The sequence below is a fragment of the Pseudobutyrivibrio sp. JW11 genome (assembly GCF_900115355.1).
Classification (GTDB): Bacteria; Bacillota; Clostridia; order Lachnospirales; family Lachnospiraceae; genus Pseudobutyrivibrio; species Pseudobutyrivibrio ruminis.
On sequence record NZ_FOWB01000022.1, the window covers coordinates 18051 to 29961 of the forward strand.

Genomic DNA, 11911 nt, shown 5'->3' on the forward strand with positions numbered 1-11911 from the left:
TACTACTTATATCCCTTTCGCTCTTTAGCTTTTTCGATAAGTTCTTTAGCTTCCTCAAAAGCTTCTGGAAGATAATCTGCGTACCATTCCTTACCAGCTTTTTCAGCCTTTTTGATTTTTTCCCAGGCTGCATGTTGTTCTTCCTTTGAGTTATAGGTTACTCCAGCAAAGACATGAGGGTGTCGTCTGACCATCTTTTCAGATACAGTCTTTGCTACATCATCAAATGTAAACAGGCCTTCCTCTTCTGCTATTACTGAGTGAAACATTACCTGAAGGAGTAAGTCTCCCAACTCTTCTTTGAGGTTTTCGGCGTCACCCGTTTTATCAAGGATGTTTATTCCACTGACAACCTCAGCAGCTTCTTCGATTACTTCTGGCTTTAGGCTTGTATGAGTCTGAGCTTTATCCCACGGACAACCGTTTTCACTTCTTAATGTTTCTACTATTTCTTTTAATCTATTGATTTCTGACATGATTTACCTCATTGTAAATATTTGAATTCAAATGTGTTTGGAGTATAGATTTGAGTCGATATATCCCTTTGCAAATCCTAAAATAATATCGCTCGACAAACCTCCCCCATGGGAGTCGGATATTATCATGATGTCCTTTGTAATGCTTGTTAACTGTGCGTCGGTTAACTCAATCCCTTTTCTTTTAAGAAAGAGATTCCCTACAACTTTTTTACAACGTTCTAAGTCTTCATTAGATATATCCATAAGTATCCCCTCATGATTTGTAATAATCGGAGTGACGCGATTTGAACGCGCGACTTCTACATCCCGAATGTAGCGCTCTACCATCTGAGCCACACCCCGTAAAGTAAATGGCTGCAAAGATTACTCCTTGCAGCCTTATATATTTTAGCGGGTAAGCTTAGCTTGAACCCGCAGTGTCGAGTTTAGGCCTCCACATTGTGGAGGAAATTTGAGGAATTGATCATCGGCAATGTCCTCCTTTCCTAAAATCGACTTAATTATAATACACTTTAGTCTTCCATAAAATATTGATACGCATTCTCTTCTATTTCACCACATGGATTAAGATGCTTACCTTCTTCATCATATAGTTTGTAGGTAATCTGTTTGTCTCCTAAAGAGCATGCGCCGTCTATACCTAAAAGAAGTGTATAATAGCTATCTGTCATTAATCATCGCTGCAACCTCAGATTCACCATCTTCCGAAAATAACTCTCTAATATACTTTCTTTTTCAGTATGGCAAAGCTCAACAAAATCTTTTCCAGTCATTGCTTCCTATCCTCTCTTCTTTAGCATTAATTATAGATTCACTACAACCTCTGATATAGCTACCAATGTAGCTTCTCCACTGATAGTGATTCTATTATTATCCTCTAATCTGCAATGTACATATCCACCACGCTTTGAAGCCTGGTAAGCTTTGATTTCTTTCTTATTCAATACTTCAGACCAGTAAGCTGCTATCTGACAATGAGCTGAACCACATACTGGGTCTTCTGCAACAAGAAGTTTAGGGAAGAAAGTTCTTGAGACACAATCTACATCTTTTCCTCTTGCTGTAGCATCCTGTCCTCTGCCTGGAAGCTTTGAGAGCTTAATCTGATCAGGATTCATATTTCTAATCTGCTCTTCTGATTCAAAAATACAGAGAAGGTCTGGTCCAAGAAGAGCCTTTATAGGGCGAACGCCGTAAGCTTCTTCCATTTCATCTGTAACAGGAATTTCAGGCTGTTCATATGTAGGGAAATTCATCTCCAAGAGATTTCCATTTCTCTTTACTGTAAGTTTTCCGCTGAGAGTGTTGAATTCTACTAGGTCTGAATCCTTTTCTATGTAATTTAGTATTACAAATGAAGATGCAAGGGTTGCATGTCCACATAGTTCTACCTCTGAACCTGGTGTAAACCAACGTAAGTGATAGCCCTGTTCCTCTTTTACAATAAACGCTGTTTCAGACAGATTATTTTCCATTGCCAGCTTCATCATTGATTCTTCTGATGGCCAGCTATCCATAACACACACTGCAGCTGGATTACCTGCAAATGGTGTGTTTGTAAATGCATCTACAATATACTGTTTCATTATTGCCCACTTTATATTCCCTTTTGTATATTAAAAATCGTATCTCTTAACCTCACAGTTCTTAATTCCACAAGATGAAAACTCCTCATTTGTCATTTCTGTAAAGTAGGATTCCACCATTCTTGCAATTCCATTATGGGCTACTAGAATGACTTCTCTATCTGACGCCTTTATATCATCTATAAGATTGTATATTCTCTGAGCAAGATGAAGCATAGATTCACCCGTTCCAAATCTGCTTGCCATATCTTTTTTTGCTTCGTGGAATTCTGCTCCATCTCTTGGAGTGGACTCATATCTTCCAAAATTCTGTTCTTTAAGCCTTGGCTCTATTTCCATTGGTATTCCTGTGATCTCAGAAATGTGTCTTGCTGTTTCTTTTGCTCTTACAAGAGGTGATGTTAGGATTACATCCGCAGTAATTCCCTGCTCTAATATCTTTTTACCAGTTTCTATGGCTTGCTCATGCCCTTTTTCTGTAAGCTCGATGTCTGTTTCACCGCAAATCTTATTTTCTACGTTCCAAACAGTTTCCCCGTGTCTAATAAAATAAAAATGATCCATGTTTATATACTTCCTAACTCTTTCTCTTTATCTAGCAATAATCCCCTTAGATAGTGCTCTTTTTACAATCTACGCAGTTACTCTATTTTGAGATATACGTAATCTCCTTCAAGTTTGTTATAAACATGTTTGCCAATAATAGATAGTAAGTTTCTGATTTCTTCGATTTTTTCACTTGCAAATTCAACATATGAATGATTCTTATCAGATTCATTCTCTTTTTCATACATGTCATTACAATACACAAAAAACTTATCCAATATATCTTCTAAAGGATACTGCGAAACGTAGGCATCACTAGGTTTGTTTTCTTCAAGCTCAGGTTCTGGTTCAAAAACAATGGATGTCACATAAATAATATTTTGTTCCTCAGGATCATGTTGATCTTCCCAAACAATATCATCATCTGTTCCGATATTTTCGATTTCACGATAATATCTTTTTCCATCATATGTAAGTATCATATAATCCTCGAGAAATTCTCCGCTTCCCTGAGCCCAGTCTTCTGATTTAAGCAATTTTGAAACCAACTCGGTATCTGAACACCCCTTAAGTGATAAAGATTCACCATAAGATTTTTTATCTGTAGTTTTATATATCATATCTTCTACTTTTTCATAATCATCTGAATTATACTTTTCTGCCTCATAAAATCTAATATTTTTCAAATTACATTATCTCCTTTGCCCTTTTGCTTGCGCCTTTACATTATCTCATATATTTTAACAAAAAGGCTGTTGAAACACCATAGTATTCAGCTTTGGCAACCTTTACAAATAAAAAAGCCGCACCAATTCGATGCGACTGTAATTCACGATTATAAAAATATAAAGAAAAAGACTCTGGGCCCTTACAAAACCCTACAATTTTCCTACAAGAATATGACAAAACCCATAATCTTTTTGCCCCAAACAAAATTTAAGCCTACACAGAATATCTGAATTGATCCTATTAATGAAAGATAGTCCATGAGAAAAGGCTGCCATCGGCAGCCTATAATACAATATTACAACTCTGTAGAACCAACTTTATCTCCGTTAGCAACAAAGTAGATTCTATGTTCTTTAGGCTTAATATAAATGCTGATACCTGTGAGCTCAACGCTCTTGTAGTCTCTCTTGAATTGAGCTTGTGCTTTCTTTAGGCAATCAGCCTCTGTGAATGCAAAATTAATTCCGACCATGGAAAAATATTAGATTTTTTATTAGTGTGGTCTATTGTTTATGTTATCGAAATCGAGAATTTCAAATTCTTCTACAGGCATTGGCTTGTAGAAGTAGAAGCCTTGCATTCGTTCACAGTCTATAGCAATAAGAAAATCGGCATGTTCTTTAGTTTCCACGCCTTCAGCAATATATTTATATTTTAGGTTACGAAGCATTTGTAGGATATGCTTGACCACAATTTTGCTTTTCTCAAAGTTCTTAGTGTTTTTTAGGAAAACATAATCAAGTTTAATTCCATCAACTGGAATTTCTGTAAGCATATTTAGGGATGAATAGCCACTGCCAAAGTCATCCATTTCAACTTCAAATCCTATATCCTGTAGCTGAGCAGTTGTCTCTAATAGTAATTCGTTATCATCAGCATAGGCACTCTCAGTGATTTCTATTCTTAGCTGAGAAGGTTCAATATCGTACTTTTCGATAAGATTCTTGAAGTGCTTTGAGATGTTTTTGTTCTTTTCTATATCAAATCGAGATAGGTTAACTGATATAGAACGTTTAAATCCTTGCTCGTTCCATCTATGAATATCTTTGCAAACTATTTCCCAAACTAGACAATCTAAATCGTAGATGAGACCAGTTTGTTCTAGTATTGGGATAAATTGACCTGGGCTCAACCAACCTAGTTTTTCGTGGTTCCATCTACAGAGAGCTTCTGCGCCTATGATTTCACCAGTTCTATAGTTGACTTGAGGTTGATACCAGACTTTTATTTCATTCTGTTTTATAGCAGTAGAAAAATGACCGCAGATATCTGAAAGCAGTCTTCCTGCTTCCCATTGATCTATGTTATATACTTCGTACCCCCCGGTAATAGATAGATGTGCTTTTTTTTCAGCTAATCTAGCACAGTCTAGCATCTTATCAACGTTAATATTTTTATAATCTTCAGGAGTTAAGACATAAAGACCACTGGATATCTGAACTTCATAGTCGTTGCCCTGATTAATATAATATTTTTTGACTGGTTCAAATACGTTTGTTTCCATTGCTTCGAAACCGTTGTCATCAGGTAGGCAGCATAAAACAGCAAAATGATCTGCATCAATTCTGGCCATAGCCTCTTTGTCAGAGAAATACTCCAATGATTTTTCTACCCAGAAGCATAGAAGTTCATCAGCAGAGTTCATTCCCATTTTTTCATTTATGAATTTGAAATTCTTAATGTTGTTGTAAGAAATAATATATGGAGTGGAAGGATTTTCCAGTAGTAGTTCTTTTACTTTTTCACGGAATCCGGCCATACTAAGAGCACCAGTAAGTGAGTCATAGTCTATCATTTGGCGAATTTGATTTTTGGTTCTTTTCTTTAACAGTTGTTGCTTTGCTAGAAAGTGAAGTGCTACAAGAACAATTACAATTGCACACATGATAAAGACATATCTATCGGCGTAAAGGTAGTCCTGTACATCATATTTGTACAGTTTACGAGAAGTATAATCTAAAATAACAGCCTGACGCTGGGTATCACTAATCATAGCAATACCTTCATTAAGTTTTTCTATAAGAGCCTGATTTTCAGGTGTATTTAAAGCACCAACTCTAAATTCAATAGAAAGCATTGTAGTTGGTTGAACATGCAAATCGATATATGAAGGCTTCTGAAGGACATAACTCCAAACGTAGGAATTATGAAGTAATGCGTCAACTTCGTCTTTACGTAGGGCGTCTACACACTTGGACATATCTTTATACAGTATGACTTCAATATCTGGATATAGGCTTTTTACTGTGTCTGCTATACCAGCTTGAGACTGAAGCATTCCAATTTTTGCACGATTAATGTCTGATACATTATCTCCCTCAGAAGTTACAACAGTGAGAGGAGTTAGCATTAAATCGTCAGAAACGATTGATGACTGTCCAGATGCACTTTCAATTTCGCTGCCTAAAGGCATGACTATATCATAGGAGGTATTATCTAGCGCATCCTTTAGTGAAGATTCTTCTATAGTAATAAATTCAACGTTATAACCGATATTCTCACAGGCAATACGAAGTAATTCCGGTCCAATTCCAATGATTGCACCATCAGAATCATCTATATAAATCATAGGGCATCTATCCGTTGGAACGCCGACAATGATGGTATTCTCATTGCTTGAAGCAGCAAAAGAAACCCCAGATATAAAAAATGGGATAACAAGAATTAGCGAAATAATATTTATAGATATAATTTTTCTCATAGGACTAATCTTCATAGGTTGATACCATCCTTGGACATAATTGTATATGGTGATTGTACAACAAAATTGAGGACAATTTATGACCTACTAAAACTAGGCTTTGAATAAAAAGTCGATTATTATATTAACCACTTATTTCTTTGCTATATCCTGCAAAATTCAGAAAGCCAGTAACAAGTCATGGAAGGCTGATTTAGATGTTTAAACATAAAAAAGCACTCTCTAGGTTTCCCTAGAAAGTGCTTTATAATCATATCAAGAATTAATCCTGTACGTATGGCATAAGTGCAACAAGATATTTCCTAAAATGTATCTTAAGCCTTTATACCTTATTATCACGTATTTCAACCATCTCGTATGAATCAAGTAGAAACATAGTGAGTCATTATAATGTATTATTCCGTACGATTTTGTATTCAGTTTGGAGTCAACACAGAATTTTGGGGTCAAGAGTCTTAAGACTCTACCTTGAATTCTTTCCAGGCTGCAGATAACTTCTGCATAGCCTCTTTCTTCTTATCATTTGTTGCTTCGGCATAAACATTCATCGTTGTTTTGATGTTTTTATGCCCCATAACATCCTGAATCACTTTCAGGTTGCTCTCGTTCTCACAAAAGCGTGTGCAGAAAGTATGTCTTAACTGATGGCAACTAAAATGCGGTAATAAATGAGGCTCTCTCCGCTGCTTCATAGCATTTCCCATCTCATCCATGTTATAGGATTCCACAATTCGCCTTATTGCTGCATTAATATTCTGCTCACAGAGCACATCTCCATTAGCGTTTTTAAAAATGAATCCAGACATACCTTCAATTATAGTTTCATTGAATCCTGTTATAAGCTGTTCCTCGTAGATTTTATGAAATGCTTCACATACATCATCCATCATAGGAACTACTCTTATTCCAGCATCCGTTTTTGGTAAGGATACACCTAAGCGCTTAGCTTTTTCACCCTTTGTGGGCTTTACCCTGACTAAAGCATGGTTTACATCTATGGTTCTTTCATCTAAGTCTATGTCTTTCCAACGTAATCCAACAAATTCTCCACACCTTAAGCCAGTGCCTAACAGAATGGTGAATATTGGATGCCAATGATCATAAACTGGATGTCCTTTGATGTAATCCATAAAAGCCACTTGGTCATTTAGCGTCAACGCATGCCTTACACCTTTATTTTTTCCAATATCATTGGAAATCTCTCTGAGTACCCCATCTGTTGGGTTTTTTCGGATAATCTCATCCCTAACGCACATCTCAAATGTCGGTTTCAGACAACAATGAATCGTACCTACAGTAACTGGTGCTATCCCGTCCTCTTCTACTAGCATCTTATAAAATAAAACTACATCTGAGAACTTGATATCTCCCACACAACGTTTACCAAAGCCATCTCTTACATGCTTGTTGTACATCATCTCGTAATTAGCCCTGGTTGTTCGGCGCAATGAGGTTTTAAGGAACAAATATCGATCAAATGCTTCATTGACAGTCATTACATTCCTAGCGTAACTATCAATTCCATCTAATTGATCCCTTTTAAGCTCATCTTCCTTTTCCCTAAGTTCCTCTAGCGTTCTAGCATAAATCGTTCTTCGAACTCCCCTAGGGTCTGTGTACCTATAGATATAACGATTGTCCTGTGTACGATATCCCTCACCTTTTCGGAATACTCTTCCTTTAGAATCTTTTCTGGTCTTTGCCATGTCGTGCCTCCTTAATGGAGAAACACTTGAATAAGCTTTAGCGTAAATCATTTAAAGACTCTAAACCTTTGTCGTAGTTATGCCATACGCAACTACTAGCCTTATTATATTTTACGCTTTTAGCTTACACAAGCCCCCATTAACCAACTCTGAATGTTTCAAGATAATGTTCAAATATCTCAGTATTTACTAATACAAGCTTGTCGCACTTATAAATAGCCTTTGCATCCTTTGCCATTTTCTCAAACTTTGTTTGACACATTGAATACATTTCCGCCCCTTCTTTGTAACGTACAAACCTCTTTTTTGTTGAAACCATTTTTCCCATCACTCCATCTCCTTTCTACTTTTACATTATGACTAGACCAGTGATTTTCTCTTTTTATTTATGTATCAAAAAAATCCTCTCACTTATTGCTACTGGGAGAACCTTTTTATCAACCCTGTATCGTGTATTTTTTATGTTTTTATTTTTCTCCTTCTATATAACCCCACTGAAATACGGCATTTTATAAGGTTCTTTCAGAAATTATTTATATCTAAAAATAATTCCTTTCACTAAGTCTTACAAAAACTCAACTTTTTATGCACTCCTATCGTGTATTCTTATGTTTTTTCCTCTCCAAATATAACCACTTAATTATAACTTCCTAATAATTATTCCTTTCATAAAGTCCCACCGTGATAACGTTATTTATGCCCCCCAGCGTTTATCTTCTGAAAAAAGTGCAAAAAAATACAACCCTAAAAAATATCTAGGATTGTATTCCCATTTCTTTTTCAAGAAAATTTACAGATTCTTCTTTATCTTCAAATCTAATTATTCATATAACCCACTGCCATTAACACGAAGTAGAACTAGAGTTGAGTATTTCACTACAGCACAAATGCTAAACAAATCCCGACTTGTCAATGTCTTTATTCTGAACTTGATAATAAAGATTCCAATAGCTCAACGTATTCTTTGAACTGTGTTCTTCCAAATTCGGTAAGTGTATAAGTGGTTTGGGGTTTATTGTTTACAAATGCTTTTTCAATCGTTAAATATTCCATTTCGCTTAATTTATTAAGCTGTATACCTAAGTTTCCGTCAGTTGCTGAGGTTATAGTTTTCAATTCTTTGAAACTCTTTGTACCAGTCAGCAGAGCAGATAAGACCGCTAACCTAAGCTTCGTTTGAAAAGCTTCTGGTATTGTATTTATTTCCATGATTCTTTGCTCCTATCCTAAAAAACAGCCCTAATGCAACCATTCCGAGAATCATTACTACCCTGATACTAAAGCTACTAACTGAAATCAAAGTACCTTTTCCACCTATTGTCCCGAAAGGCATCTCTTTCATACTCAAAAATAACACTAAATATAATACACTATAGCATGCTGTGCAAATTGTTATAAGTTTTCTTTGTGTAAGTATACCTGTCATAAATAAGGCAAATATAATCGGCAAAATCTCTAATAGCTCTTTGCATCTCCATAAAGTCATAATTCGATCATTGTTACCGGTAGGAAGCAAATGCATATACAAGAAAATAAATACATAAGAGCCAATCAAAAATATTCCCCATATTTTTAACATACCATAGCTAATATCGTTATTTGCTTTTCTTAGTTTTCTTGAAAAGAAAATAAAAAGAATAATATATCCTATAATTTTAATCCAATAGTATCCCGCTCCAAAAATATGAACCAGGCTTGTTTCATATCCATAAGTATTTCTAATATAATACATCAGTTGTTCTACAATAGCTGCAATTCCATTAATAATCCCAACCCATATAAAGAACGGTGCGATTTTAGAAAAATCTTGTTGTGTGCGTTCAATTACCGTTTTGATTAATGAAATATCATCTAATGCAAGTGCTACATTCTTATCCATAATTACCCTCCTGATCACACTTTATATTATAGAGTTCTCTATAAATTGATAATATAACAAACAAATTCTTTTTGCAACTATAGAATATAAAAAAAGCCTCCAACAGGAGGCAACAGTATCTGAACAACGAAAAACAGAGCTAACATCACACTATGTGCAATGCCGCTCTGCAAAAGTCAAACTTTTTCTTTGTGTTTAATTCTATCCATGAGTATACCAACTGTCAACAACCATTTTAATAGTAACTATTGACTATATATATTTTTCTACCCATTGATATGTATAAAACGCCTGAGAAGGTACCTCTGGAAGAAATATTATTATAGATTCAACTTTTTTGTATCTATATTATCTAAAACCCAATACCCTTCTTTGGATTCAAAATCTTCCTCATCATCATTATATACTAAAGATGGATCAATCCATCAATATTATCATCTATAGTTAACTCTTACTTCTTCCTTTTGCATTGCAATACAAGAAAGATTAAAATTTCATAACTGCTTCTACCAGCGGTTCATATTCTTCTCAAACTTACTAGTGTAAGATTCTTTTAACTCATCGGCAGATATCCCATAGCAAAGCAAAACATCATTGTAATACATAAGCACATCAGCCATTTCTTCAATAAGATTATTACGCTCAGGATTGTCTATATCAGCTGCTTGAGGGCCATGCTTCTTAACTATATCAATAACCTCTCCAACTTCTCCAATCATCCAAAGTAGTTTATTTTTACCAACTTCTGGAGAAATATGCTCCCATTTATCTTTGTACTTTTCCTGAAGTGCTTTCTGCATCTCAAGCATTTCGTTTATACCGAAGTCAGACATAATATTATCTATCCCCCTTAGTTTACTGTTTATTAGTAATTATATCTATTTGTGCTTCTACTACATAATAATCATCCATGTTATATATCTTACCGGTCTCCATGAAGCCATTTTTATGCCAAAAATGTTCTGCCTGTGGATTATTTTGTACCCAACATAACTGAATTTTCGTAAACCCATTATTACTTACAAATCGTCTCAACTCACTTATGATTTCACTTCCTACCCCTTTATTCTGAACAGATATGCCAGTCATAAAGAACCCTATATAAGCAGTATTCTTATCTGGATAACCAAGTATTAAATCCATAACAGCAATCAAATTATCACTATCATAGAAACCTATGTAATACTTATTATCTAATGTTACTCCAGGCGGTAGTGCTGTCATATCTGCCTTTATGCTTTCATTTGTCACAAAAGGTGGACAATACTGATAGTACAATTCATTTTTGCAGCACAGGTTATATACCTGCAGAATATCCTGCTCATTCAATGCTCTGACTTCGTATGTCTTCGATATTCTAGTAATTTCTAACTCCATTATCTTAATAATATTCCTTTATAGTATTTTTCTTGAAAGTCTATTTTTTCGAGGATTTCATCATCCGAATAATCCTTACCATCTATGGAAACAATCCATTTATCCTCATTATCATTAATTCGATGATATACTGCGATAACTGTACCAGCATAGGTGTCAAGCGGCTCATCTGCACCAAATATATAAACATCCTGTTCTTCACCGTCAGGCGCAAAGACACCATCGACATATCCATAATTGATAGGATAAATCATATCCGGGTAATTCGGATGTGCCGAACCAAGCGGCCGATCAACCGTTCCTGTGACAATAGAACCAATAATATTCTTATATTCCTCTATTATCATATTATCTTCTCCTCAATCCGTTTTTTCTAATATCATCCAATTCCCCAGCACCAAGGCATCCACACTGATATAGCCTCAGATACTCCTTAGATACATCCGAATCAAATATCAAAACATCATCTGAATTAATTGTCACATCAACACCACTGTGATAAAGCTCGGCAATTGGATGTGACCTTAAATCTTTTACTCTTCCAAGTAGATAGTTGCTAGAGACTAACTATTAAAGATAGTCAATAAAAATGTTTTAAGACAGAAATGTTTTAGATATAGCGACGATGACTTATTCATCGTAATCAGTACCTTGAAAACTGCATGACAAACAGAGCATCCCCTGAGATGCTCTTGAAAGAAGACTTGTATGGAATTAGTTAAACGGCTTTATTGTATGGCTGATTAGACTTCTCGAGCTGATATATCAGTCTCACGAGTTTCTTTGTGGCATGAGATACAGCTACATAATAATGCTTTCCTTCAGCCCGCTTTTTGGCAAGGTAAGCATTGAAGGTTGGATCCCAATGACATACGTAGATAGTGGCGTTAAACAGAGCATATCGTAGA

At 35.4% G+C, this 11911-nt stretch carries 14 protein-coding genes, 1 tRNA gene and 2 pseudogenes; all 17 read right to left on the minus strand.

Annotation, left to right across the window (positions count from 1 at the left end):
* Positions 1-2 precede the first annotated feature (2 nt).
* Positions 3-476, minus strand: a complete 474-nt coding sequence (locus tag BM102_RS13445) for a MazG family protein (RefSeq protein WP_090482761.1) — start codon at positions 474-476, stop codon at positions 3-5.
* Positions 477-748: 272 nt separating this feature from the next.
* A tRNA-Pro gene (locus tag BM102_RS13455) sits at positions 749-821 on the minus strand.
* Between the two features lie 170 nt (positions 822-991).
* Positions 992-1150 (minus strand): hypothetical protein, encoded by a 159-nt coding sequence (locus BM102_RS14445; protein WP_207646574.1) that lies wholly within the window; start codon positions 1148-1150, stop codon positions 992-994.
* A gap of 132 nt (positions 1151-1282) precedes the next feature.
* Complete coding sequence (locus tag BM102_RS13465; protein WP_090482766.1) at positions 1283-2065, minus strand: PhzF family phenazine biosynthesis protein; 783 nt, start codon at positions 2063-2065, stop codon at positions 1283-1285.
* A 30-nt stretch (positions 2066-2095) separates the two neighbouring features.
* Complete coding sequence (locus tag BM102_RS13470) at positions 2096-2629, minus strand: histidine phosphatase family protein (protein ID WP_090395214.1); 534 nt, start codon at positions 2627-2629, stop codon at positions 2096-2098.
* Between the two features lie 77 nt (positions 2630-2706).
* Positions 2707-3297, minus strand: coding sequence for a hypothetical protein (locus BM102_RS13475; protein WP_090482769.1), 591 nt, complete (start codon positions 3295-3297; stop codon positions 2707-2709).
* Between the two features lie 338 nt (positions 3298-3635).
* A complete protein-coding gene (locus BM102_RS14395; RefSeq protein ID WP_155952525.1) occupies positions 3636-3812 on the minus strand; it encodes a DUF6465 family protein in 177 nt (58 codons plus the stop codon).
* Between the two features lie 21 nt (positions 3813-3833).
* Entirely contained in the window at positions 3834-6041 is a 2208-nt protein-coding gene (locus tag BM102_RS13480; RefSeq protein WP_242942945.1) for an EAL domain-containing protein, read from the minus strand.
* Between the two features lie 455 nt (positions 6042-6496).
* Positions 6497-7747, minus strand: coding sequence for a tyrosine-type recombinase/integrase (locus tag BM102_RS13485; RefSeq protein WP_090482774.1), 1251 nt, complete (start codon positions 7745-7747; stop codon positions 6497-6499).
* Between the two features lie 139 nt (positions 7748-7886).
* Positions 7887-8075 (minus strand): DUF6462 family protein, encoded by a 189-nt coding sequence (locus tag BM102_RS13490; RefSeq protein ID WP_090482777.1) that lies wholly within the window; start codon positions 8073-8075, stop codon positions 7887-7889.
* 590 nt (positions 8076-8665) lie between these two features.
* Positions 8666-8956 (minus strand): transcriptional regulator, encoded by a 291-nt coding sequence (locus BM102_RS13495; protein WP_072919015.1) that lies wholly within the window; start codon positions 8954-8956, stop codon positions 8666-8668.
* Positions 8913-9626 carry a hypothetical protein gene (locus BM102_RS13500; protein WP_090482780.1) on the minus strand — a complete coding sequence of 238 codons (714 nt, stop codon included), beginning with the start codon at positions 9624-9626 and terminating at the stop codon, positions 8913-8915. Before BM102_RS13500 ends, BM102_RS13495 begins: the two co-directional genes overlap by 44 nt.
* 506 nt (positions 9627-10132) lie before the next feature.
* Entirely contained in the window at positions 10133-10459 is a 327-nt protein-coding gene (locus BM102_RS13505; RefSeq protein ID WP_090482783.1) for a MazG nucleotide pyrophosphohydrolase domain-containing protein, read from the minus strand.
* Positions 10460-10481: 22 nt separating this feature from the next.
* Entirely contained in the window at positions 10482-11003 is a 522-nt protein-coding gene (locus tag BM102_RS13510) for a GNAT family N-acetyltransferase (RefSeq protein ID WP_090482786.1), read from the minus strand.
* Positions 11003-11350 carry an inorganic diphosphatase gene (locus BM102_RS13515; RefSeq protein WP_090482789.1) on the minus strand — a complete coding sequence of 116 codons (348 nt, stop codon included), beginning with the start codon at positions 11348-11350 and terminating at the stop codon, positions 11003-11005. Before BM102_RS13515 ends, BM102_RS13510 begins: the two co-directional genes overlap by 1 nt.
* 1 nt (position 11351) lies before the next feature.
* Positions 11352-11552 (minus strand): annotated as a pseudogene (locus BM102_RS13520) (adenosine deaminase); the annotation flags it as partial.
* A 169-nt stretch (positions 11553-11721) separates the two neighbouring features.
* A pseudogene (locus BM102_RS14450) lies at positions 11722-11911 on the minus strand (IS110 family transposase); the annotation flags it as partial.

What these genes read in the sequence shown, in the direction of transcription:
- BM102_RS13445 (WP_090482761.1), bottom strand. Translation starts at nt 476, where the DNA reads ATGTCAGAAATCAATAGATTAAAAGAAATAGTAGAAACATTAAGAAGT.
- BM102_RS14445 (WP_207646574.1), bottom strand. Translation starts at nt 1,150, where the DNA reads ATGACAGATAGCTATTATACACTTCTTTTAGGTATAGACGGCGCATGC.
- BM102_RS13465 (WP_090482766.1), bottom strand. Translation starts at nt 2,065, where the DNA reads ATGAAACAGTATATTGTAGATGCATTTACAAACACACCATTTGCAGGT.
- BM102_RS13470 (WP_090395214.1), bottom strand. Translation starts at nt 2,629, where the DNA reads ATGGATCATTTTTATTTTATTAGACACGGGGAAACTGTTTGGAACGTA.
- BM102_RS14395 (WP_155952525.1), bottom strand. Translation starts at nt 3,812, where the DNA reads ATGGTCGGAATTAATTTTGCATTCACAGAGGCTGATTGCCTAAAGAAA.
- BM102_RS13480 (WP_242942945.1), bottom strand. Translation starts at nt 6,041, where the DNA reads ATGAGAAAAATTATATCTATAAATATTATTTCGCTAATTCTTGTTATC.
- BM102_RS13485 (WP_090482774.1), bottom strand. Translation starts at nt 7,747, where the DNA reads ATGGCAAAGACCAGAAAAGATTCTAAAGGAAGAGTATTCCGAAAAGGT.
- BM102_RS13490 (WP_090482777.1), bottom strand. Translation starts at nt 8,075, where the DNA reads ATGGGAAAAATGGTTTCAACAAAAAAGAGGTTTGTACGTTACAAAGAA.
- BM102_RS13495 (WP_072919015.1), bottom strand. Translation starts at nt 8,956, where the DNA reads ATGGAAATAAATACAATACCAGAAGCTTTTCAAACGAAGCTTAGGTTA.
- BM102_RS13500 (WP_090482780.1), bottom strand. Translation starts at nt 9,626, where the DNA reads ATGGATAAGAATGTAGCACTTGCATTAGATGATATTTCATTAATCAAA.
- BM102_RS13505 (WP_090482783.1), bottom strand. Translation starts at nt 10,459, where the DNA reads ATGTCTGACTTCGGTATAAACGAAATGCTTGAGATGCAGAAAGCACTT.
- BM102_RS13510 (WP_090482786.1), bottom strand. Translation starts at nt 11,003, where the DNA reads ATGGAGTTAGAAATTACTAGAATATCGAAGACATACGAAGTCAGAGCA.
- BM102_RS13515 (WP_090482789.1), bottom strand. Translation starts at nt 11,350, where the DNA reads ATGATAATAGAGGAATATAAGAATATTATTGGTTCTATTGTCACAGGA.